This is a genomic window from Nesterenkonia sp. (genome assembly GCF_029265375.1).
Taxonomy (GTDB): Bacteria; Actinomycetota; Actinomycetes; order Actinomycetales; family Micrococcaceae; genus Nesterenkonia.
On sequence record NZ_JAJUJJ010000008.1, the window covers coordinates 12,303 to 35,648 of the forward strand.

20 protein-coding genes are annotated in these 23,346 nt (G+C 66.4%); 3 read left to right on the top strand and 17 right to left on the bottom strand.

What is annotated here, in order from left to right; genetic code table 11:
- Positions 1-7: 7 nt before the first annotated feature.
- The 8 genes from fdxA to Q1K09_RS04855 form a co-directional block, all read right to left on the bottom strand.
- Positions 8-337: a ferredoxin gene (gene fdxA, locus Q1K09_RS04820; protein ID WP_300343724.1), complete on the bottom strand. Its 330-nt coding sequence runs from the start codon at positions 335-337 to the stop codon at positions 8-10.
- A gap of 78 nt (positions 338-415) precedes the next feature.
- Positions 416-871 carry a hypothetical protein gene (locus Q1K09_RS04825; protein WP_300343725.1) on the bottom strand — a complete coding sequence of 152 codons (456 nt, stop codon included), beginning with the start codon at positions 869-871 and terminating at the stop codon, positions 416-418.
- A 16-nt stretch (positions 872-887) separates the two neighbouring features.
- Positions 888-2,819, bottom strand: a complete 1,932-nt coding sequence (gene typA / locus Q1K09_RS04830; RefSeq protein WP_300343726.1) for a translational GTPase TypA — start codon at positions 2,817-2,819, stop codon at positions 888-890.
- Between the two features lie 125 nt (positions 2,820-2,944).
- The gene (locus tag Q1K09_RS04835) at positions 2,945-4,000 is read right to left on the bottom strand and encodes a dipeptide ABC transporter ATP-binding protein (protein WP_300343727.1); all 1,056 of its coding nucleotides are present in this window, start codon (positions 3,998-4,000) and stop codon (positions 2,945-2,947) included.
- Positions 3,997-5,058 (bottom strand): ABC transporter ATP-binding protein, encoded by a 1,062-nt coding sequence (locus tag Q1K09_RS04840; protein WP_300343728.1) that lies wholly within the window; start codon positions 5,056-5,058, stop codon positions 3,997-3,999. The genes Q1K09_RS04835 and Q1K09_RS04840 overlap by 4 nt, the downstream gene beginning before the upstream one ends.
- Positions 5,059-5,068: 10 nt before the next feature.
- Positions 5,069-5,995, bottom strand: a complete 927-nt coding sequence (locus Q1K09_RS04845) for an ABC transporter permease (protein WP_300343729.1) — start codon at positions 5,993-5,995, stop codon at positions 5,069-5,071.
- A gap of 9 nt (positions 5,996-6,004) precedes the next feature.
- On the bottom strand, positions 6,005-6,931 hold the full coding sequence (locus Q1K09_RS04850; protein WP_300343730.1) for an ABC transporter permease: 927 nt from the start codon (positions 6,929-6,931) through the stop codon (positions 6,005-6,007).
- Between the two features lie 306 nt (positions 6,932-7,237).
- Complete coding sequence (locus tag Q1K09_RS04855; RefSeq protein ID WP_300343731.1) at positions 7,238-8,860, bottom strand: ABC transporter substrate-binding protein; 1,623 nt, start codon at positions 8,858-8,860, stop codon at positions 7,238-7,240.
- A 139-nt stretch (positions 8,861-8,999) separates the two neighbouring features.
- Here Q1K09_RS04855 and Q1K09_RS04860 point away from each other — a divergent pair, with 139 nt between their 5' ends.
- The 3 genes from Q1K09_RS04860 to Q1K09_RS04870 are packed head-to-tail and all read left to right on the top strand — an operon-like array spanning position 9,000 to position 12,483.
- Positions 9,000-9,440, top strand: coding sequence for an ATP-binding cassette domain-containing protein (locus tag Q1K09_RS04860; RefSeq protein WP_300343732.1), 441 nt, complete (start codon positions 9,000-9,002; stop codon positions 9,438-9,440).
- On the top strand, positions 9,418-9,735 hold the full coding sequence (locus tag Q1K09_RS04865) for an ATP-binding cassette domain-containing protein (protein ID WP_300343733.1): 318 nt from the start codon (positions 9,418-9,420) through the stop codon (positions 9,733-9,735). The genes Q1K09_RS04860 and Q1K09_RS04865 overlap by 23 nt, the downstream gene beginning before the upstream one ends.
- Positions 9,736-9,747: 12 nt before the next feature.
- Entirely contained in the window at positions 9,748-12,483 is a 2,736-nt protein-coding gene (locus Q1K09_RS04870; protein WP_300343734.1) for a hypothetical protein, read from the top strand.
- On the opposite strand, the gene Q1K09_RS04875 is transcribed toward Q1K09_RS04870, so the two are convergent.
- The 9 genes from Q1K09_RS04875 to Q1K09_RS04915 form a co-directional block, all read right to left on the bottom strand.
- Positions 12,484-13,554 carry a hypothetical protein gene (locus tag Q1K09_RS04875; RefSeq protein WP_300343735.1) on the bottom strand — a complete coding sequence of 357 codons (1,071 nt, stop codon included), beginning with the start codon at positions 13,552-13,554 and terminating at the stop codon, positions 12,484-12,486.
- 15 nt (positions 13,555-13,569) lie between these two features.
- Entirely contained in the window at positions 13,570-15,621 is a 2,052-nt protein-coding gene (locus Q1K09_RS04880) for an ABC transporter ATP-binding protein (RefSeq protein WP_300343736.1), read from the bottom strand.
- Positions 15,618-16,796 carry an ABC transporter permease gene (locus Q1K09_RS04885; RefSeq protein WP_300343737.1) on the bottom strand — a complete coding sequence of 393 codons (1,179 nt, stop codon included), beginning with the start codon at positions 16,794-16,796 and terminating at the stop codon, positions 15,618-15,620. The genes Q1K09_RS04880 and Q1K09_RS04885 overlap by 4 nt, the downstream gene beginning before the upstream one ends.
- Positions 16,793-18,358 (bottom strand): ABC transporter permease, encoded by a 1,566-nt coding sequence (locus Q1K09_RS04890; RefSeq protein ID WP_300343738.1) that lies wholly within the window; start codon positions 18,356-18,358, stop codon positions 16,793-16,795. The genes Q1K09_RS04885 and Q1K09_RS04890 overlap by 4 nt, the downstream gene beginning before the upstream one ends.
- Before the next feature lie 173 nt (positions 18,359-18,531).
- Positions 18,532-20,421: an ABC transporter substrate-binding protein gene (locus Q1K09_RS04895; RefSeq protein ID WP_300343739.1), complete on the bottom strand. Its 1,890-nt coding sequence runs from the start codon at positions 20,419-20,421 to the stop codon at positions 18,532-18,534.
- Positions 20,422-20,888: 467 nt separating this feature from the next.
- Complete coding sequence (locus Q1K09_RS04900; protein ID WP_300343740.1) at positions 20,889-22,130, bottom strand: YihY/virulence factor BrkB family protein; 1,242 nt, start codon at positions 22,128-22,130, stop codon at positions 20,889-20,891.
- Positions 22,131-22,279: 149 nt separating this feature from the next.
- Complete coding sequence (locus Q1K09_RS04905) at positions 22,280-22,654, bottom strand: monovalent cation/H(+) antiporter subunit G (RefSeq protein WP_300343741.1); 375 nt, start codon at positions 22,652-22,654, stop codon at positions 22,280-22,282.
- Entirely contained in the window at positions 22,654-22,917 is a 264-nt protein-coding gene (locus Q1K09_RS04910) for a monovalent cation/H+ antiporter complex subunit F (RefSeq protein ID WP_300343742.1), read from the bottom strand. Before Q1K09_RS04910 ends, Q1K09_RS04905 begins: the two co-directional genes overlap by 1 nt.
- Positions 22,917-23,345 (bottom strand): Na+/H+ antiporter subunit E, encoded by a 429-nt coding sequence (locus Q1K09_RS04915; RefSeq protein ID WP_300343743.1) that lies wholly within the window; start codon positions 23,343-23,345, stop codon positions 22,917-22,919. The genes Q1K09_RS04910 and Q1K09_RS04915 overlap by 1 nt, the downstream gene beginning before the upstream one ends.
- Position 23,346: the final 1 nt, after the last annotated feature.

Genomic DNA, 23,346 nt, shown 5'->3' on the forward strand with positions numbered 1-23,346 from the left:
GGGCGGCTCAGTGCACGTCGTGCTTCTGGGGAGGCAGCGCCTGGATGACCTCGTGGTCCTTGTCGATCTGGCCGAGTTTGGCCGCGCCGCCTGGGGACCCGATGTCGTCGAAGAATTCGACATTGGCGCGGTAATACTCGTTCCACTCCTCCGGGAGGTCATCTTCGTAGTAGATGGCCTCCACCGGGCAGACCGGTTCGCAGGCGCCGCAGTCCACACATTCGTCCGGATGGATGTAGAGGGAGCGCTCGCCCTCGTAGATGCAGTCCACCGGGCATTCGTCGATGCAGGCCTTGTCCTTCAGGTCCACACACGGAAGCGCGATCACGTAGGTCATACAGTCGAACTTTCCTTTCGACCCGCGGCTGGTTCCTCAGCCCCGGCCGGGGAGGGGTAACGGTGCGTCGTCTCCAGTCTATCGCCCTGCGGGCGCAGTCGTCCCGGCGTGACGGCGCTGACCGGCCACATCGGCGAGAACCACCCATTTGCCTGCGATCAGGCCCGCGGCGGTGATCACCGCCGAACCGAACCACCAGACCAGGGAGGCGATGACCGGCCCGGGCACCGACTCCAGGGCCGCCGGGGAGAACGGCACCACCAGCTGATCCGGTCCGGGCCAGAGGTAGGCCACCGTCGCCACGGTGAACGCGGATCCGCCCAGCAGCGCCGGCTCGGCCAGGCGCCCGGAGGTGGTGCCCGCCCACAGCACTGCCAGCAGCAGGATCAGCAGGGCCAGTGCGGCGCCCCAGGGCAGGAACAGGCCGCTGCCGGCTTCTCCGATCACCCAGATATTGCCGTGCAGCACCGTGCCGAGGATCCCGAGGATGACCCCGCAGGCGAAGCAGACTCCCAGAAGCGCAGATCGTGCCATAGCTGTGCTGCTGACCTCAGGCCGCCGCGGCGGCCTTGTTCTTCCGGGCCTGCTTCATACGTTCGCTGGAGTTGAGGATGACCTTGCGGATGCGGATGGCCTCCGGGGTGACCTCCACGCATTCGTCGTCGTTGGCGAACTCCAGGGACTCCTCCAGGGTGAGCTTGGTGGGCGGGGTCAGCCCTTCGAAGGAGTCGGCGGAGGCGGCGCGCATATTGGTCAGCTTCTTCTCCTTGGTGATGTTGACCTCCATGTCCTCATTGCGGGAGTTCTCACCGACCACCTGGCCCTCGTAGACCTCAGATTGCGGCTCAACGAAGAAGGTGCCGCGCTCCTGGAGGTTGATCATGGCGAACGGCGTGGCAGTGCCGGGCCGGTCGGCCACCAGCGAGCCGGAGGTGCGGTATTCGATCTGGCCCTTCCACGGTTCGAAGCCTGCCGCGTAGGAGCTGGCGATGCCGGCTCCGCGGGTCTCGGTGAGGAACTTGGTGCGGAAGCCGATCAGGCCGCGGGCGGGCACCAGGAACTCCATGCGGATCCATCCGGTGCCGTTGTTGGTCATGGTGGTCATGGTGGTCATGGTGCCCTTGCGTGCGGCCATCAGCTGGGTGATGGCCCCCATGTACTCCTCGGGCGCATCGATGGTCATGTTCTCCATCGGCTCGTGGAGCACGCCGTCGATCTGCCGGGTGACCACCTGCGGTTTGCCGACGGTGAGCTCGAAGCCTTCGCGGCGCATCTGCTCCACCAGGATCGCCAGGGCCAGCTCGCCGCGGCCCTGCACCTCCCACATATCTGGGCGGTCGGTGGGCAGGACTCTGATGGAGACGTTGCCGACCAGTTCGGCGTCGAGCCGGTCCTTCACCTGGCGGGCGGTGACCTTCGCGCCCTTGACCCGGCCGGCCATCGGGGAGGTGTTGATGCCCACGGTCATTGAGATCGCCGGGTCGTCGACCACAATATTGGGCAGCGGCTTGGGGTTCTCCACGTCGGTGAGGGTCTCGCCGATCATGATGTCCTCGATGCCGGCGACTGCGACGATCTCACCCGGTCCGGCTGATTCCGCCGGCACGCGCTCCAGGCCCTTGGTGGCCAGCAGCTCGGTGATCTTCACGGTCTTGACGCTGCCATCCTTGCGCGCCCAGGCGACCTGCTGGTTCTTCCGCAGGGTGCCGTTGAAGATGCGCAGCAGCGCCAACCGGCCCAGGAAGGGGCTGGCGTCGAGGTTGGTGACGTGGGCCTGCAGCACCTCGGCGTCGTCGTAGGTGGGTGCCGGCACGTGCTGCAGGATAGTTTCGAACAGCGGCTCGAGGTCCTCGTTCTCCGGCAGACCGCCGTCGGCCGGCTGCTCGGTGGAGGCCCGGCCGGCCTTGCCGGAGGCGTAGACCACCGGCACGTCCAGCACGGCGTCCAGATCCAGGTCCGGGCTCTCCTCGGCGACGTCGCTGGCCAAGCCCAGCAGCAGGTCCATAGTGTCGGAGACCACCCCGTCGATCCGCGCATCGGGCCGATCGGTCTTATTGACCACCAGGATCACCGGCAGCGAGGCGTTGAGCGCCTTGCGCAGCACGAACCGGGTCTGCGGCAACGGTCCTTCGGAGGCGTCCACCAGCAGCACCACGCCGTCAACCATGGACAGTCCGCGTTCGACCTCGCCGCCGAAGTCGGCGTGGCCGGGGGTGTCGATGATGTTCATGGTGACCGTATCGGCCCCGGCATGCTTGCCGGCGGCCGGCCCGGAGTAGAACACCGTGGTGTTCTTCGCCAGGATGGTGATGCCCTTTTCCTTCTCCAGGTCCCCGGAGTCCATCACGCGGTCTTCGATGTCACCGTGTCCGCCGACGGCTTTGGTCTGCCGAAGCATGGCGTCCACCAGTGTGGTCTTGCCATGGTCGACGTGGGCGACGATCGCGACATTGCGCAGATCATTGCGTGCAGTGGTGCTCAAAAACTTCGGCCTTCCGGGGAGATGCAGCGAGTGCTCAACCACACTAGTGTACGGCAGTCACTGGACCTCCCTGGACAGCCTGAGGTTCCCTGAGGGAGATCACCTCAGCGCAAGGCAGGGCTGGCCTAAGACTCGAAGGCGGAGACGTCCTCATTCTGGGCCGCGTGGTGGCAGGCCGCCCGCTGCGTGATGCCCGGGCGCACAATGAGCTCCGGCTCCTTCTCCGCGCAGATCTCAGTGGCCTTCCAGCAGCGGGTGCGAAACCGGCAGCCCGAGGGCGGATTCGCCGGGTTCGGCGGGTCGCCCTGCAGCACGATCTCCTGCCGGTCGTGGCGCATAGTGGGATCGGGCACCGGCACCGCCGAGAGCAGCGCCTGGGTGTAGGGATGGGCGGGGGCACCGTAGATCTCCTCGTCCAGGCCCAGCTCGGCGAGTTTGCCCAGGTACATCACCGCCACCCGGTCGGAGATGTGACGCACCACCGAGAGGTCGTGGGCGATGAAGATGTAGCTCAGCCCGAACTCCTCCTGCAGATCCTCCAGCAGGTTCATCACCTGGGCCTGCACGGAGACGTCCAGCGCGGAGACCGGCTCGTCGCAGATGATCACATCGGGGTTCAGCGCCAGTCCGCGGGCGATGCCGATGCGCTGCCGCTGGCCTCCGGAGAACTGATGGGGGTAGCGGTTGATGTGGTCGGGATTGAGTCCGACGACGTCGAGCAGCTCCTTGACCCGGTTGCGGATGCCCTGCTTCGGCTGCGCCTCGGGGTGCAGCTTGAAGGGCTCGGCGATGATATCGCCCACCGACATGCGCGGATTCAGCGAGGTGTAGGGGTCCTGGAAGATGATCTGGATCTTCCGCCGCATCCGGCGCAGCTCCTCGCCCCGCATGGCCAGGAAGTCCTCCCCGCGGAAGCGGATGCTGCCGGCGTCGGGCTCCTCCAGCCGCATCAGCAGCTTGGCCAGGGTGGACTTGCCGCAGCCGGACTCACCCACGATTCCCAGGGTCTCGCCCTTGCGCAGCTGGAAGCTGACACCGTCGACGGCCTGAACCGCCCCGGTGCGGCGCTTGATCACGATGCCTTCACGGATGGGGAAATGCTTGACGAGGTCCTCGACCTCCAGCACCACTTCGGCGTCCGCGAAGGGATCGCGCTGTGCTTCAGCCATGGCCTGGCTCATGCCTGGGCCTCCTCTCGGGGCTTCAGTTCTCCGGAGTAGATCTCTTCACGGTAGTGGCAGGCCGAGACGTGACCCTCGGCCACCGGCAGCAGCTCGGGCCGGTCGGTGCGGCACAGCTCCGTGGAGTAGGGGCAGCGGGGGCTGAACGGACACCCGGGGGGAATGTTCGTCAGTGCCGGCGGCAGGCCGGGGATGGCGTTGAGCCGCTCCCCCTCGGCGTCGATGCGCGGCAGCGACTCCAGCAGGCCCTTGGTGTAGGGGTGGCCGGGCTTGGCGTAGATCTCGAAGACGTCGGCGGCCTCCATGACTCGACCGGCGTACATCACCGCGATCTTGTCGGCGACGTCGGCCACCACCCCCAGATCGTGGGTGATGAGGATCAGCCCCATATTGTTCTCAGTCTGCAGCTCCTTGAGCAGCCGCATCACCTGGGCCTGCACGGTGACGTCCAGGGCGGTGGTGGGCTCATCGGCGATGAGCACATCCGGGTCCAGGGCGATCGCCATGGCGATCATGATGCGCTGACGCATGCCTCCTGAGAACTGGTGGGGATAGTCTCCCACCCGCTTCTCCGCGGCGGGGATGCCGACCTTCTGCATCAGCTTCACGGCCTCTTCGCGGGCCTGTTTGCGCTTGAAGCCGCGGTGTACCCGGAACATCTCGGCGATCTGGAAGCCCACCGGCAGCACCGGGTTCAGTGCCGAGAGCGCATCCTGGAAGATCATGGAGATGTTGACGCCGCGCAGTCTGCGGCGCTGCTCTTCGGGCATATCGAAGAGGTTCTTGCCCCGGTACCGGATCTCGCCGCCGGCGATGTGGCCGGGGGGCATGTCCAGGATTCCCATGATCGTCTGGGCTGTCACGGACTTGCCGGAGCCGGACTCACCGAGGATCGCCAGGGTTTCACCCGCGTTCAGAGTGAAGTTCAGGCCGTTGACGGCTCGGGCGACGCCGGCCTTGGTGCGGAACTCCACGTGCAGGTCGTCGACCTCCAGCAGAGGGGCGGATGCGTCGTAGCCCTCCTGCTCGGTGCCGGCTGGATGGGTCGTGGTGGTCATCGGGGTGACGTCACCTCTTCTTCGATTTCGGGTCGATGGCGTCGCGGATGGCGTCGCCCAGGCTCATGAAGGCGAACACGGTCAGACCCACCGCGATCAGCGGGAACACGGTCAGGTGCGGCAGCTGGGTGATGTAGCGCTGCGCGTCGGAGAGCTGCAGGCCCCAGGAGATCGCCGGCAGCTGCAGCCCCACACCCAGGTAGGTCAGGGTGGCTTCGGCACCGATGACGATGCCGGTGAGGATCGCCGTATAGGCCATCACCGGTCCCAGCGAGTTGGGCAGGATGTGCCGCCGCATGATGGTCAGGTGGCCTGCCCCCAGCGCCCGGGCTGCGGTGACGTACTCCACGTTGACCACCGAGAGCACGGAGCCGCGCATCAGGCGCGTCATGGTCGGCCACATGAACACGATGAGCACGCCTGCCACCTCGGTGACGCCGCGGGATTCGATGACGTTGAGGAACACCAGGGCGCCGAGGATGAAGGGAAGCGCGAAGATCAGATCGGTGATCCGGGAGATCACGGCGTCGATCCAGCCGCGGAAGTAGCCGGCCAGCAGTCCCAGCACCAGGGAGATGATGAACACGCCGATGGAGACCACCACACCGATGGCCACGGAGTTCCGTGCTCCGTAGATCACCCGGGCGTAGTAGTCGCACCCCTGGATGTCAGTACCGAACCAGTGCTCGGCGGAGGGCTCCAGCCGGGAGCGGGAGAGGTAGCATTCGCGCGGATTCTCATTGGTGAAAAGCTGCGGGAACAGCGCCATGGTGATGAGGATCAGCAGCAGAACGGCGGAGATGATGAACCACGGGTTGGTGCGCAGCGAGCGCCACGCATCGGCCCAGAGGCTCGCCTCCGCCTGGGACGCCTCCGGGCCCGAGGCCTCGGGCTCCTGCGGTGCGGTCTGAATGTCTGGACGATTCGTCTCGGTCATGGCGTGTCCCTAGTCGTAGCGAATACGGGGGTCGAGGACGGCGTAGAGGAGGTCGACGATCAGGTTGATCACCACGAACGCGAGCACGAACAGTGTGACGATGCCGACCACCACTGTTCCCTCCTGAGCCTGGATGGAGCGGTATACCTGCTCCCCGAGTCCGGGGAGGTTGAAGATGGACTCGACGACGATCGAGCCGCCGATCATCGAAGCCAGGTCCGCGCCCATGAAGGTGACGATGGGGATCATGGAATTGCGCAGTCCGTGCCGGGTGATCACCCGGCTGCGGCGCATGCCTTTGGCGGTGGCGGTGCGCACATAGTCGGACTGCAGCGCCTCGATGAGCTCCCCGCGCAGCAGCCGGGCGATCATTGCCGTGGAGACCGCCGCCATCGCGAAGCCGGGAAGGATGTAGCTGTAGAGGCCCTCCCTGGTCCCGGCGATCGGGAACCATCCCAGGTTCAGCCCGAAGATCAGCTGCAGCACAAAGGCGATCGCCAGCACCGGCAGGGCCACCACAACCACAGTCGAGACCTGCACCAGCCGGTCGATGAAGCGGTCGCGGAAGATGGCTGAAAGCACGCCGGCGGCGATGCCGATGATGCCCTGGATCACGAAGGTGACTGCAGCCAGGGTGAGCGTCACCGGAAGACGCTGCTGGATGATGTCGGAGACCGGGCGCCCCTGAAATGTGGTCCCGAAGTCTCCGGCGGTGAAGACGCCCCAGATGTACTTGCCGTACTGCAGCAGGAAGGGGTCGTCCAGGTTGTACTGCTCGCGCAGCGTCTCGCGGACCGCATCACTCATCGGGCGGTCACCGGCGAGCGCGCGGATGGGGTCTCCGGGCATAAGGAAGACCAGTCCGTAGACGATCAGCGTCGCTGCAATCACCACGGGGATGAACTGCAGCAGGCGCCGAATGATGTAGCCGGTCATGAGTGTCCTTGGGTGGGTGTGTTGTCAGTTCTCTGAGGGAGGCCCTGAGCGGCCTCAGGCGGAGTATCCGCGGCACTGGAGGCTCCTCCAACAGAACCTCCTCAGCCTACTCGCACGCCTCGACCGCCGCCTGCACCGTACCGACCGCCTCAGTCCTCGACGACGTCGATCCGGTCCGGGGCCGTCCGGCCCTTCACAGCTTCGACGTGGCCGGCGCGGCCAGGACGCACGCCGATGCGGCCCGCACCAGTGGCATGGAAGTGCTGCTGGTGCGGGCCGCATTCAACGGTGGGAGGGTCAGGCTCCTTACTCGATGACCTCGAGCTGCTCCACGCGCAGGAAGGTGCGCGGGTCCAGCAGCACGCTGTCGCCGTTGATCCGGTCGGAGTGGACCACGGTGTGGTTCGAGAACCACATCGGGATGACCGGCATCTCCTCGAGCAGGATGTCCTCAGCCTGCTGGTAGAGCTCGTTGGCCTCATCCTCATCCAGGGCCGCGTTGGCCTGGTCGATCAGGTCATCGAACTCCTCGTTGGAGAATCCGGTGTAGTTGGAGGACTGACCGGTGGTGTAGATCGGCTCCATCGCGTACTGCGGGCTCGGGTAGGAGAGCACCCAGCCGAGACGGAACGGTCCGGTGACCTCTTCCTGGTCATGCAGGTCCAGGTACTGGGCGAACTCCAGGGACTCGAAGGAGACCGATTCGATGCCCAGGTGCTGCTGCCACTGGTTGGCCACAGCCTGGGTCCACTCCTCGTGTCCGGCGCCGGAGTTGAAGTAGACGGTCAGCTCGCTGGGGCCGCCGGCCTCCTCGTACAGATCGGCCGCGGTCTCCGGATCGAACTCGCAGTACTCGCAGGCGTCCTCGCGGGCCTGGGGCAGCATCGGCGGGATGATGTTGCTCGCCGCGGTCTGGGCGCCGTCGAAGATCGAGTCGATGATCTCTTCGCGGTCGATCGCCATGGACAGGGCGTGACGCACGTCCGGGTCCTGGAACTCCTCCTGGTACAGAGGCAGGCCCATGTAGGTGAAGGAGGAGGTGTCGAAGGTCTGCTGGTTCTCTCCGAAGTCAGCCTCCACCTGGGTCAGGCGCGTCGGCGGGGTGGTGTGGAGCACGTCGAGGTTGCCGGCCTGCACGTCCATGTAGGCGGTTTCGACGTCGCTGTAGATCTGGAACTCGATGCGCTGCGGGATGCCGGGATCCTCGCCGGGCCAGTCCTCGTAGCGCTCCACGGCGATGACGTCGTCGTGGACCCACTCGCCGTCCATCTGGTAGCGGCCGTTGCCGATGGGAGCGTTCTGGAAAGCCTCGATGTCCTCGAAGGCCTCGTCCGGCATCGGGTAGAACCCGGTGTAGGAGAGCATCAGCGGCAGCGGGGAGAACGGCTCGGTCAGCTCGATCTCCAGGGTGTAGTCGTCGACTGCACGCACACCCTCCATCTCCTCGGCCTCACCGTTGACGACCTCGTCGTAGCCGACGAACTTGTCATGGAAGCTGGCGTTCTGCTGGGCGTTGTCCGGGTTGACGACCCAGTTCCAGGAGTCCACGAAGGTCTGGGCGGTGATCGGGTCACCGTTGTGGAAAGTCCAGTCCTCGCCCAGGTGGAAGGTCCAGGTGATGTTGTCCTCGGTCTCCCACTCGGTGGCCACACCGGGGCCAGCCTCAAAGGTTTCGTAGTCGACCTGGGTCAGACCGGTGAACAGGTTCTCCAGAACCCAGGAGCCGCAGACCTCCGAGGAGTTGCCCGGCATCAGGTTCTGAGGTTCGCAGTTGTAGACGGAGACGGTGCCGCCGTCGCCTGCGGCTTCGCCGCCGCCGTCACCGCCGCCGTCGTCGCCGCCGCATGCCGAAAGCACCAGCGCGGCAGCAGCCGTGGCGGCCACGGCGCCGCGCCGGCGCTTGGCCGCGAGGTGAATGTGGGTAGTCATCAGTTGGTTCTCCTCATCAGTGGAGCTAACACGTGGTACAGACCACGGTAGTATAGATTTCTTTTCGGCAATGTTTCGACACCGTTCACCTGGCCGCAGATTCCTGGGAAGGCGTTCAGGCGGCGTGCAGCGTATACCCATGAAAGGTTTGCTCCTGAGGAGACGGGGCCGGGGCGCGGCCGGAGCTGCCGCAGATGCACTGCGCCGTGATCCCGCCGAGGCCGCGCCGGCGATCGAGCTGGAGGCTGTGACCATCAGCGACGCCGAGGCCGACGGGGCTCAGCGCAGCATTGTGGAGGGCTTTGACCTCTCGCTAGCGCCCGGGCAGATCCATTGCCTGGCCGGACGCTCCGGCTCGGGCAAGACCTCGGTGCTGCGTGTGGCCACCGCAACCCAGGCGCCCAGCTCCGGTGCGGTGCGCTGGGCGGGCGCGGACGTAGCGCAGCTGAGCCCGGACGAGCTGGCCTCCCACCGGCGGCGTCGGATGGGCTATGTGGATCAGGGGGGCTACGGTGATCCAGGAGCTGACGGTCCTGGACAATGTGCTGATTCCTGCGATGCCGGAGGGCATTACGGCTGATATCGAGCGACGCGCCGAGGAGCTGCTGGTCGCCTTCGGCCTCCAGGCGGCCAAGCGTCAGCGGGCGCACAGCCTCTCCGGAGGCGAGCGCCAGCGCCTGGCCATCGCCCGAGCCCTGCTGCTGAGTCCCACGGCCATCGCCCTGGACGAGCCGACCGCGAGTCTTGACCGCTCCACAGCCGATACAGTGATCGGCGCCATGCGCACCGCAGCCGATTCCGGCGCGGCGATCCTGGTGGCCAGCCACGATCCGGGTGTGGTCGAGGCCGCCGATACGCACACCTGGCTGGTCTGAGAGGCCAGCGCTGTGATCGGCCGTTATCTCCGCCGCGTCTCCCGCTCTGCCGGCGTGCTGGTGACCTGCCTGCTGCTCAGCTGCACAGTGCTGGCGTCGGTGCAGATCAGCGAACAGGCCAGCTCCGCGGTCTCCGACTCTGTGGATGAGAATTGGCGCGGCCACTATGACCTCCTGGTGACCGCTGCCGGTGAGCTGGGGGAGGCGGCTGATCAGACAGGCGGCCTGATTGAGCAGAACTTCTCCGCACTGGCCACCACAGAGGGAATCAGCGGTGCCCAGCTGGAGGAGATCAGCGCAATGCCCAGCGTTGAGGTGGCAGCTCCGCTGGCGTTCATCGGGCAGTTCGCAACCCCCGCCCTCTCGGCTCCCCTCGGGGCCGCCGTGCCGGGTGAGGACGACGCCGGCTTCTTCGACCATCCGCGGGCTTTCAAGGGGTCCGTCTCCACCTACTACGACGACGGCATGGAGCTGCGCCACCTGCAGTCCAGACCTGCCGACAGTCTCTTTCTCACCGGGACGGGGTGGAACCCCACAGGGGGCGGGGACAGACCCTCCATGAAAGTGTTCGACGTCAGGGAGAGCATCCGCTGCGAATGCAGCACATGGTCGTGGTCCACCAGCACCTACGAGGGGCTGAATCCGCACCAGGTGTATGAGACGGTTGAAGTGGTGCCGCAGCTGTACTCGACGATGGTCGCTGTGGACCCCGCCGCAGAGGCAGAGCTGCTCGGCGGTGGGACCGGCTTCTTGGACGCGCTGGCCGAATTCGAACAGCTCGCCCAGTCCGAGGATGCAGAGTGCCCGCCCGGCACCGCAGAGGACTCAGAAACCTGTGTTGCGGACCTGGTGGATCCCGACCGCTACCCCCACATCCACGAGCGGGCCGCGCAATGGCAGGCCGAAGACGGTCCCATCCTGCCCATCGTCTACTCCGAGACCGAGTATCCGGACCTCACCGCTGAGGCGCACCTGCCGCAGCTGAGCACCTTCGAGGATGCGACGTTCGATAACGCACAGTCCTACCAGCATTACGGCGAGGTCCTCTACGACGATCCGCCTGCCCTGGAGGACCCGCAGCGGATCGACCTCTCTGAGCACCTGGTGCCCTTCGTCCCCCGCCTGGATGTCGGCTTCGCCCTGGAAGGAGCGCAGCCGCCCTCGGCCCCGCAGACGGCTGACTCCGCCCAGATCAACACCGACTGGACCCCCGGCAGAGTCGAGCGCCGGCAAGCTTCCGACCAGGAGCGCGCGGAGGCTCCGCCCGACGTCGCCGCCGCCCTGGTCAACGAGCCTCAGGGGTTCTACGTGCTCGACGCCGAGCGCACCGCCAGGGAGCAGCGGTACCGCCCTTGGGAGCGGAACCTGGACTTCGACGCCCGGCCCCCGTACGGAACGCTGCTGGCACCGGTGGGCAGCTACACCCCCGGCGTGGATGTGGATGTCGACAGCGCCTCGTATGTGCCCCTGGGGCTCTACGCCGACGCCGAATCCCAGATCGTCTCCGGCGAGTACGCCGGCAGGCCGCTTCCGCCGTCCTTCAGCGGCCGGGGCGCACTGCTGTCCTCACCGGGGGTGATCACCACTCTGGGAGCCTACGAGGCCTACCGCGGGGAGCGCCGTGCTGATGTGGTGCGGGTTCGGGTGGCCGGGGTGGACTCCTACTCAGCCGAAGGACGCCAACGCATCACCGAAACAGCCGAGGCGATTGAAAGCCTCGGCCTGGACGTGCAGGTGGTGGCCGGCTCAAGCCTCGCCCCGGTGGCCGTCTATCTGCCTGAGTTCTTTGAGGACGGCCGCGACCTGGGGTGGACTGTGGAGGAGTGGACTTCTCTGGGAGCGGCAACAGGGGTGGAAGAAGCTCAGCTGTCCGCCTCATGGCTGCTGCTGGGCGTATCGGTGGCCGGCGTGGCCGTCCTGGCCAGCGCTGTCCAGTTGGCGCATGTGCCGGCCCGGCGCAGAGAAGCGTCCACGCTGGTCTTCCTGGGGTGGACTCGACGGCGTGTGCGCCGATGGTTCATAGCCGAGGATCTCCCCGCCGTGCTGCTGGTGAGCGCGGTGGCAGTCGGGGCGGCACTGGCCTCCCCCACCACAGCGACGTGGCTGGCTGGGACAGCGGCGGCGGTGATTTTTCTCTCCGCCGTCATTGCAGGTGCCGCCGGCGCCCTCCGATCTCCGAGAGTGCGTACGCCCCGGGCCGACGAGGCTCAGCCGGCCCGGGGGCCCGCCTCCGTGGGCTTCCGCCTGGGACGCTCGGCGCCGGGCATCGCCGCGCTGATGGCTCTGTCCCTGACCGTGCTGACCACGACGGCTGTCATGTTCCTGCTGGTCATCGCCGGCGCCCGCACACGGGCCGGCGTCTCTCGCCTGGCTGCGCTGGTCAATGCCGAGGTGCTGCTGCCGCAGACGATGCTGGCTGTCAGCGCAGCGGCGGCAGGAACCATCATGCTCGTCATGGCCGTGCGCCGCAGCATGCACCAGGCACGAGCGGCCCACCAGATGCTGCGGACAGCGGGCTGGCCCCGCAGCAGTCTCCGTGCCGCCGTCAGGACGCAGCTGGCCACCGTGGGCGCGCCCGGCGCAGTGGCGGCCGTGGCCCTGGGAGCAGCTGGCGGTGCTGCCGTGGCACCGGAGCTTGCGGCACCGGTGGCTGCCGCAGCCGTCGGGGTGCCCGCGCTGGCAGCCCTCGGCGCCCTGGTCTGGGCTGCTGGCTACGTACGTCAGGAGGCCTCCGCGACGGGGCAGTGATCAGCCGGCCGTCAGGACTGTGTAGCCGCCCTCCCAGGTGAGGAGGCAGTGCTCCTCCCCCAACGGGCGCAGATGGTGGAGCTCCAGCACGGTCTGCTCGTGCGCCTGTTCGGGTATCTCCACCTCTGGCAGCTCCGTCCAGGGCACCTGCTGGGAGGATTCCTCCCCGGCCTCGCCGCTGGTGATGTCCACTGAACTGGAGACATGCTCGGACTGCTCCGGCGAGAGGCCGTGGAGAATGTGGAACCGGCCATCCTCGGAGCGCGCGGCGTTGAGGTTGATGGTCTGGGGCCACGCGGCGGCGTCGTCGGGCGCTTCAGCCAGCACCGGCTGCGCCTCCACGCCTCCCTCCAGCCGCAGGCACTGCGTATCTGCGTCCCCGGAGACTGCGGCTGTCACCACATCGGTGTCACCGCGATAGGTGGGCGTCTGCACCACCACTGTCTCCCCCGCGGCGCCGACGCCGTACAGCACCGGCTGACGCTGCTCATCTGCCAGGCTGGGATCCGCCCGCGGATGGACCAGCTTCGCGGTCCACACCACCTCGGCGGAGGAGGGGTCCACCACTGAGAGGCGGTCGGTGACTGTCCATGCCTCTTCATGGTGTCCCACAATGAGCCGCTCTCCCGCCGCGGCGGCGGAGAATTGCCGCTGCGTCGGCTGGAAGCCGCGCAATGCCCCGAATGCCGGCTCTGCCCCGATCTCTTCGGCAATCGTGTCCACGGCGGCTTCCAGTCCCGTGTCGGCCTGCGACTCGCCGAGTTCCTCAGCCGCGGCACGTTCCAGATCGTCCTGCAGCTCGGACCACGGGACGAAGAACTGGCTCGCTTCCCCGGGCGATTCGACGCGGAGGTACTCCCCGCAGGTCAGGCCCAGGGCATCGGTCAGCCCGGACTCCCGCGGATAGTCATAGATGAAGAACAGGGCGGTGAACCCGATGAGGGCGGCGACCCCGCCGGCGGCCAGGCCGCGCCTGCGCCACCGGCGGTAGTTCTCCCGCTTCTGCTGCATCCAGTCGTCCTCCCGGCCGCGGACGTAGAAGCCGGTGAGGTCGCTGCGGTTTTCGCTCATCGCCGTGCTCCGCCCTCAGTCGGCACGCAGCCCCTGCGCGGCCAGCAGCTCGTGCCGGGCCTGACGCCGGCGCTGCTGCTCATGCGGATCGGGCACCGGTGCGGCGGCCAGCAGCCGCTTGGTGTAGTCCTTCTCAGGGGCCCGCAGGATCTGGTGCTTATGACCCTGCTCGACGACGCGTCCCTTCTCCAAGACCATGATCTGGTCGGCCAGCTGGTCCACCACCGCCAGGTCATGGGTGACGAAGAGGCAGGCGAACTCGTACTGCTCCTGCAGCTCGGCGAACATCTCCAGCACGCGAGCCTGCACAGAGACGTCCAGCGCCGAGGTCGGCTCATCGGCGATGAGGATCGAAGGACTCAGCGCCAGAGCTCGGGCGATGCTGACCCGCTGGCGCTGGCCGCCGGAGAGCTCATGCGGGTACCGGTTGATGACGCCGGGCGGCAGCTTGACCGCCTCCAGCAGATCCTTGGCACGCTCGGTGCGGTCCTTCGGCGAACCGACCTTATGCACCACCATCGGCTCGGTGATGATCTCACCGATGGGGAACCTGGGATCCAGCGAGGCCGCAGGGTCTTGGAAGACCACGCCGATCTCCCGGCGGGCGACCTTCTTCTCCGCGCGGGAGAGAGCGGGCAGGTTGCGACCGCGGATCAGCAGCTCGCCTTCGTCGACGTCCAGCAGCCCGAGCACCGCCTTGGCGATGGTGGATTTGCCGGAGCCCGACTCGCCCACCAGCCCGAGGATCTCCCCCTTGGGTACGGCGAAGTTCACGCCTTCGACCACTCGTACCGATTTGCCGCGGTTCTTGTACGCCAGAGCGAGGTTGCGCCCTTCGATGGCCATCTGCTCCTCACGGCGCGGGTCCTGGGAGCTCTCCTCCGGCTCGGAGGCCGAGGTCACCGTGACGCCGTCGTCGTCCTGGTGCAGCCGGGGCATGGCTTCCAGCAGTCGCTTGGTGTAGGGGTGCTTCGGGCGCAGCAGGATCTCCTCGGAGGTGCCGGACTCCACCACTTTGCCCTGGAACATCACCACCACGCGGTCAGCCATATCGGCCACCACGCCCATATTGTGGGTGATGAGCATAATGCCGGTGTTGATCTCGTCCTTCAGCCGGCGCAGCAGATCCAGGATCTCGGCCTGAACGGTCACGTCCAGGGCCGTGGTCGGCTCGTCGGCGATGATCATCGACGGGTTGCAGGCGATAGCGATCGCAATGACGATGCGCTGCCGCTGACCGCCGGAGAACTGGTGCGGATATTCATGGATCCGCGTCTCCGGATCGGGGATGCCCACCAGCTCCAGCAGCTCCACGCCCTTGGCCAGGGCCTGCTTTCCGAAGGCGACGCCGTGGACCTGCATGGCCTCCACCAGCTGGTCGGAGACTCTGAGGACCGGGTTCAGCGCCGTCATCGGCTCCTGGAACACCATGGACACATCGGCCCCGCGGATCCGGCGCAGCTGGGCCTCATCCATGGCAGTGACCTCCTGCCCGTTGAGGTAGACCCTGCCGGAGACCCGCCCGTTCTTCGGGACCAGTCCCATGGCTGCGGCGGAGGTGACCGACTTTCCGGAGCCGGATTCGCCCACGACTGCCACAACCTCGCCGGGCATCACCTCGAAGCTGACGCCCTTGACGGCATCCACCGAGCCGAACTCGGTGGTGAAGCTGACATGGACGTCTTCGAAGCTCAGCGCTGCTGTGGTCGGGGCAGCGGCCGTGGTCTCGGAGGTCTCAGGCGCGGGCTGAGCGCTGCGGTAGGCCATTACGGCCGCGTAGACGCCCAGCAGTATGCCGAAGCCGATGCCGCACAGGGCTACGGTGTCAGCCAGAGCCAGGGCGGCCCGGTTGACGTGCGTACCGGAGATGCGCATCGGCATCATCACCAGAGTGGGGCCGGCGGCGATCACCAGCCACGCAATCAGCAGCTTCAGCCCGAAATTCCGCTGCTTGAGCACGGCGACCTGCCCCAGCCCGGGAATGATGAGGGACAGAACCGCGGGAAGCAATGGGTTCTGGGTCTGTCCCGCCTTCTGCTCAGACGTCGGGGAGCTGTTCACGCTCATTTCTTCCTCCAGAACTGCAGCGGATTGGTCTTGGGATCATTGCTGCCGGTGACGATGGTGGAGCCGCTGGGATTGCCGGCGGTGTCCATGCCGGCTGATCCGGCGCGCCGCCGCTGGGCCTCGGAGGCCCCGCGCAGTCCAAGCACCTGCCGCAGGCCCGGCCGGCGATCGCCCCGGCGCTGCTGACGCGGGTCGAAGGCATCGCGCAGGCCATCACCGATGAAGTTCACGCACAGAGTGATGACCAGGATGAACAGACCGGGGATCCAGAACAGGTGCGGACGGGTATTGATGGCGGACTCTCCTTCGGAGACCAGCATGCCCAGGGAGACTTCTGGGGCCTGGACCCCCATGCCCAGATAGGACAGCACGGACTCCATCAGAATGACCGCAGCCACGGTGAAGGAGGCGTTGACGATGATCACGCCCACCGCATTGGGCAGCATGTGCTTGATTATGATCCGCCACGGGGAGGCTCCCATGGCGATGGCGGCGGCCACGTACTCCTTCTCCCGCAGGGAGAGCACTTCTGCACGCACCAGGCGGGCCATACCCGTCCACACGGCCAGTCCCAGGACGATCGCCAGGGGGAACGGAGCGAAGGGGAGGTTGCGGACGAAGTTTCCGAGAATGGCGGCGATCACCAGCAGCGGCACCACGATGACGAAATCGGTCAGCGTCATCAGCACCGATTCGATCTTGCCCCGGAAGTATCCGGCCACTGCACCCACCAGGATGCCGATCACCGAGGAGACCAGTGCCACCACTACGCCGATGATCAGCGACTGCTGCGCACCCCGCATGACACGGGCGAAGATGTCGCGGGGCAGGCCGTCCTGGCCGAAGGGGTGGGGACCGAAGATCTGCCCGTCGGTGAACATGGTCGGCTGACCGTCATTGACCAGTTCCGCGCCCTGCGGCAGCCGGAAGGGGTGCTGCCACCAGCCGGGGAGGATGCCGTAGCCCACCGAGGTGAAGGCCGTCACGGCAATGATGGACAGTACCACCAGGGAGACCATCGCCGGCTTATGGGAGAAGAACCGGCGCCTGATCAGTTGGCCCTGGGAATAGGACCTGTCCGTGGCACTGAGCTTGGCGTCTTCGACCTCAGCGAGGTCGACCATCTGCTGCTCGAGCTCAGCGTCTGTGGGCTCAGGGGTCTGTTCGTTGCTCATACTCGGATCCTTGGGTCGAGGACGGCATAGAGGATGTCAGCGATGAAGTTGAACATCACGGCTATGCCTCCGGTGAAGATGATGACGGCCATCACCGGTGCGGGGTCAACGTTCCCCAGTCCGGTGACGAACATCGTGCCCATGGAGTTCCATCCGAAGACGCGCTCCATCACGATTGCCCCGCCGATGAGCCCAGCGAAGTCGAATGCCACCAGCGTGGCCAGGGGAATCATGGCGTTGCGGAAGGCGTGCTTGAGAATTACGGTGCGCTCATTGACGCCCTTGGCGCGGGCAGTCCGGATGTAATCCTGCTGCACCACTTCCAGCATGGAGCTGCGGGTGTAGCGGGTGTAGGTGGCCAGCGAGGTGAGCATCATCACCACAGTGGGCAGCCACAGCTGGCTCAGGTGGTCCAGGGAGACCACCCAGAAGTCGTTGGTGCCCAGGTTCGGGGTCTCGGCTCCGATGGTCCGGATAGGCCGCGGCTTGGCCGAGAGCAGACCGGGCCAGGTGTACATGTAGTGGTCCAGCAGGATGAGCCCGGACAGCAGCACACCGGTCAGGGTGGTCACCGCGGTGGCTTGGCCGCGGGCGTATCCGCCGAAGAAGCGGCCCACCGCCACGCAGATGACAATCGTCAGGGCGAACAGGCTCAGCGGCAGCAGGTACCCCTGTGCGCCTCGCAGCAGGTCCCAGGTCACAAAGTAGGAGATGATTCCCAGACCGGCCACCGCCAGTCCGCAGAGGAGCACCCTGCGGTTCTGCATCCCGGCGATCAGGGCGGTGAATCCCACAGCCAGCACGACCCCCGCCACGGCGACGAAGCCGGTGCCCAGCCGGGGGTGCTCCATGAAGTGGATGTGGTCCAGCAGCGGCAGCACCGTGCAGGTGTAGACGAACATCACCGCGCCGGTGATGATGCGTCGACGTGCACTGCCGCCGAGGACCATGGGGACCGCGATGGCGAGGACCACGGCGATCACCGCGATCATCGGCAGGCTGAAGTGCGGGTCGGCCATCCAGTCGTTGTAGCGGATGGCCAGGTATTCCTTGGCGATCACTGCCGCCCAGAACGGGGGCAGCGACCAGAAGAGGAACATCAGGAAGCTCATCGCATAGTCGAACGATGAGTACTGCCGGATCGCCGAGACGATGCCGGTGAGAACGCCCAGCACGATAGCCATCACAGTGGCGATGAGCACCAGCCGCAGCGACACTTGGGCGGCATGGGCGATCTGGGCGGTCACATCGCCGCCGTTGATAGTGGTGCCCCAGTCGCAGGCACCGATGATGCGGTCAGTGGGGTCCAGGCACCCCAGTACGCCGGTCAGCCAGTCCCAGTACCGCTCGTACCAGGGCAGGTAGTACTCATCCGTCCAGGGGAGCATGAGGTTCAGATGCTGGGCCCGGACCTCCATCTGGTACTCAGCGTCGGCATCGGTGGACTCGCGCAGGCTCTGCAGGGGGTCCCCGGAGTGAACGATGAGGTAGTAGGAGAGGATCGAAGCGCCGAACAGGACGATGAACAGTCGTCCGAAGCGCTTGAGGGTGTATTTCAGCACGGTGCGGGTTGCCTTCCGTTGGTATCCACGCCGCGGCACGACACCGCCCGGGGCCCGGCAGAGGTTCTCTGCCGGGCCCCGGAACGGGTCACCGGTACCAGCTGGGCCCGCTCAGGGCGCTGGCGCGGTGCTGCTTGCCGCAGACGTGAATCAGAGTTCTATCGACCCCGGACTCACTCGACGCGCTGCCACTGCTCGGCGTTCCACGGAACGGCCGTCTGGGCAGAGGTCAACCGAACATTGGCGATGGAGGCATCCGAGGCGACGATGCCCGGGTGGACATACAGCGGGATGCCGTGGAGGTCGTCCCACAGGGCGCGCTCGATCTCGATCAGCGCTTCACGGCGCTCCTCGTCGGAGACATTGTCCGCCACCACTCGCCACTGCTCGTCCACAGTCTCGCTGGAGAAGCCGGTGGCGTTCTGCTGGCCCTCGCTGGAGTAGATGTTCAGGCCCGAGACGACCTGGCCCGATCCGGACCAGGCGAACATGGCCACACCGGACCAGTTGCCCTCCAACAGCTCTTCGCCGAAGTCCGGGTCGCCGGCGTCGACAATGTTGAAGCCTGCGCCCTCCTCACCGCAGTAGGTGTTGATGATCTCCACTGCGGCGTGCCGGCGAGGCTGACCGAAGTGGTTGATCTCCACGGTGGTTCCCACGGCGTCGTGCTCCTCGAGGATCGCTGCCGCAGCGTCGACGTCGACTTCGTCATAGCGGCCGTCATAGGACTCGGCCACGAAGTCGTCATAGCCCTGCTGGAAGGACAGGACCTCGCGTGCGTTGAGCACCTCAGCCTCGGGGTTGACCGGCTTGATCAGCTGATCGACGATCTCCTGCCGCGGCAGGCAGAGCGCGAAGGCCTCAGCCAGTTCAGGGGTCTCGGCGAATGGGCCCTGCTGGTACTGGAAGTCGATGTGCTCCCAGGTGGCCTGGTCACCTTCGTGCACAATGAACTCACCGGTCTCGGCCAGCTCGTCCAGGCCGAGCTTGACGTCCTCATCGGCCTGCGGCTGGATGATGTGGATGTCGTAGTTCTCCAGCGCCTGCACGTGCGTGGACTCGTCCTGGAAGGTGAAGATCAGGTTCTGGGTTCCTGGAGGGGTGCCCCACCATTCGGGGTTGGGTTCCAGGGTGACGGAGCCGCCGGACTCCTCGCCCTGCCAGTTCCATTCAGCCAGCTGGTAGGGGCCGGAGGAGAGTGCGATCTCCGGATCCCACTCGCCGGCGTGGCCCATACCGGTGTTCCACACTTCGGCCACCGGTGCCAGAGCCTCGGTGTCGCCCTCGGCGATGGCGGCGTCGAGCTCTTCAACGCTCAGGCCGGCCTGCTCGGCGACGATGTGGGCCGGAACACCCGGCCCGGAGACCATGAGCTCCCAGTCGGCGTAGTACTCGGGGTACTCCACCGTGAAGGTCTTGGAGTCGGGGGCCTCGGACTGGAAACCGTCCGGAACGTAGAGCGCCAGGGAGCCGCCGGAGGGGCTGAAGCCTGCCCCGCCGTCCTCTTCGCCGGCGTACTGCTGAGCGGCCCAGCCGAGCTGGTAGTCCCGGACGGTGATGGGGGTTCCGTCGGACCAGACGGCTTCATCACTGATGGTGTACTCCACCGTGAAGGGGTCCTCGCTGACCACCTCGTAGGAGCCGAATTCCTCATCGGCATTGATGGAGAGGTCGCTGCCGAAGTAGATGAAGCCCGACGACATACGGTCGGTCACCACCGAGTTGTTCACCGAATTGGCTCCGGAGTGCGCAGCGTTGACGTTCTGGAAAGGCTGGGCACCGGTGGAGGCGATGATGGTGTCATCATTAGTCTCGAACGTGTCCGGCATCTCTGCCTTGGCACCGGACTCAGGAATGACCGTGTAGAGAGCGCCTTCTTGGTCGAACTCCCCACCGGAACCCTCCTGGGGTTCGGCGCCGCCGCCGTTCTCCGCCTGAGTCTCTTCACCGTTGCCGGTGTCGCCGTTGGCATCCTCGGTTTCCCCGCCGGGAGTGCAGCCGGTGAGGACCAGGGCGCCGCTGGCCAGAATGGCCGCGGCTGCAGACAGTTTGCGCAGTTTCATATTGCTCCTCATGCAATAGGTGCGAGTGTCTGAAGTGATGCACGCAACACTTCAGTACAAGGTGCGCACCAGATTACGACCCTTGGACGAAGCTGGGTGCACCCTCAGCGGAGCCGTAATCGAATCGTTACTGGCCGCCCGCATCCCCGGAATGGCGGAGAAATACGATGATGCGATCTGTCAAGTCCGCAGGCGCAGGATCGCGGAAGCATTCAGCACAGAGGCTGGGGCCGCGCCCCCAACTGGTCCTGCCTGCCGGAATCACGCGGATTTTTGACATTGAGGAAAACTTCAGGCGGCCTCAAGGTTATGCATAGCTGGCCAGCCCGCGCCTCGGGCGCGAAACATTCCCGTCACACAACCCGCTGCCGGGGCGGCCGGCGTCGTAGTCCGAGCCGCGGCGCAATATGACAGATTGTTACGCTCCATGACGCACGTCTCACTCTCTCGGCGGGGTCGGACGCTGGCTAGCGTCGCCACAGCTGCTCGGGGTCGGCCGTCTCACCCCGGCTGGCCCGCAGTGCGCTGCCGGCGGCCAGCAGCTTCTCATAGGCCGCGTTCTTCTTCTCGGCTCCGCTGGTCTCCCGCGGCGGCCGCATGATGGTGCGCTCGGCCTCGATGCCGGCCTGCAGCTGCTGGGCGCGCACCAGTTCAGCGTCCAGCTCCGCGCCCAGCAGCAGCACCATGTTCATGATGTAGATCCAGAACAGAAGGATGATCACGCTGGCCAGGGACCCGTAGGTGGCCTCGTAGTTGGCGAAGTTCATCACGTAGAACGCCACCGCCACAGTGGTCAGGATCATCACCACGATGGCCACCAGCGCTCCGGCCGAGGTCCATACGGCACCTGGGGGGCGGATATTGGGAGTGCAGTAGTAGAGCAGTGCGATGCCCGCGGCGGCCACCAGCACCAGCAGCACCGGGGTCGCCCAGTTCCAGACGGTCACTGCCGTCTCCCCCAGCCCGATGGCGTTGCCTATCGACTCGGCCAGGGGTCCGGAGACCACCAGGGTTACCGCGGCGACGGCGACCAGCACGATCAGGGCCACCGTGACCAGGTACAGAATGGGCCGCAGCTTGAGGAAGGGACGGCCCTCCTCCACCTCCCAGATCCGGTTCATGGCCCGGGAGAAGGCGTTGACATAGTTCGAGGCCGTCCAGATGGCCAGCAGGATGCCGACGGCCAGCCCCAGGCCCGCCCCGGAGGCCCCGGTGATGCTGCCCAGGCCCGTCTCCACGGTGTCCATCACGCCCGGGTCGTCATTGACCAGGTCCCGGATGGTGTCGGTGAAGAAGGTCTGCACCCGCTCGGCCTCGCCCACCAGTCCCAGGATGGAGACCAGGGCGATGAGGGCGGGAAAGATGGAGAGCACGGCGTAATAGGTCAGGGCGGCGGCCAGGTCGGTGCACTGGTCGCGGTTGAACTCCGCCAGCGTACGCTTCAGGCTGTAGCGCCAGGCGGCCCCGGTGAGCTTCAGCGGCGTGGCCGGCCGCCGGCGCTCCTCGCCGTTGTGCTCTGCGGCGAACTCCTCCCGCTGCCGCGTCTTGACCACATAGGGCTGGTCGGCTGCGGCTGTCACTGTGCCCGGACGCGAAGCGTCCTCGTAGCCGGCGGCGTCCTCAAAGACGTCTGCGACGTCGTCATGGTCCTGACGCTGGTACGGGCTCAGACCCCCCGGCTGGCCGACGGTGGGATTCTCGCTGCTCATCCTCGCCTCGCTTCCCTGGTCCTCGGACTCCTGACCCGGCGGCGCGCCCCCCCTGATCAGGGGGTTCCGTGCGCCCGCCGCTGCGCCGCGGTCACTGTCCACAGTATCCGGATACTGTCTGGACACTGGCTGGGCAGACCGAACGGGGGCTACCGGTGAGGCTCGGCGTCGGAATCGAACATATCCCGCCGGGTCCTGATCAGGTCATCGGTGTGGGTGATCTCGGCGGGCCGGGAGTTGTTGAGATAGCCCGTGCGGGCGATCGCCATGGAGCCCACCGCCGAGGTCAGCAGCTGGGCGACGACGGCGATCACCGCCTTGAGCAGATTCAGCCAGGTGAAGTCCATCAGCAGCGCACCCAGCACAATGCTGGCCACTCCCAGCCCGGCCGAGGTGCCCACGGCCGAGGCGCGCAGGTAGAGGTCCGGCAGCCGGAAGAGGCCGATACCGGCGATGATGATGGTGGCGATGCCCAGGAAGATCAGCACCAGGCCGGCACCGTGGAAGAAGCTGGCGATATCCATCAGCGGCGACCTCCTGATCCCAGGCGGGCCATGGAGATCGCGGCCATGAAGCCCAGCAGCGTAGCGATGAGAATGATGTCGAACAGCGCCTCAATCTGGGTGCGCAGACCGATCAGGGCGATGAATCCGATGATCGCGAAGAAGATGAGGTCGGCGGCTACCGCCCGGTCGGTCAGCCGCGGGCCCACGTAGGCGCGGGAAGCCGCCAGCAGCATACCCACCGCCAGCAGGATCAGCGCGACCTCCAGAGTGATCTCTGACATCAGTCCTCACCGTCTTCCGACGGTTCGGCCGGAGTGACCACCGGAGCTTCGACCGGCCGCGTCAGGTCCCCCGGCTGGCGGCGCATGGCGCCGAGCATACGGTCCTCCATCTCCTGGATCTCGGCCACCAGCTCCTCGCGGGAGTCCACAAACATCCCGTGGATGTAGAGGATCTGGTGCTCGCGGGAGATGGTCAGCGTCAGGGTCCCCGGGGTGAGGGTGATCAGGCTTGAGATCAGGGCCCACTCGGCCTCGGACCGGCTGGCCGCGGGCACCGCGATGATGGCCGGGTGCATCTTCTGCCGACCCCGGGGGCGCAGCACATCAGCGGTGACCCGGGCGTTGGCCAGCAGAAACTCCTTGGCGTACCAGACCAGGAAGGTGACCACCCGCCAGGGCCACAGCGCCGTCGACGTGGTGCTGGACATG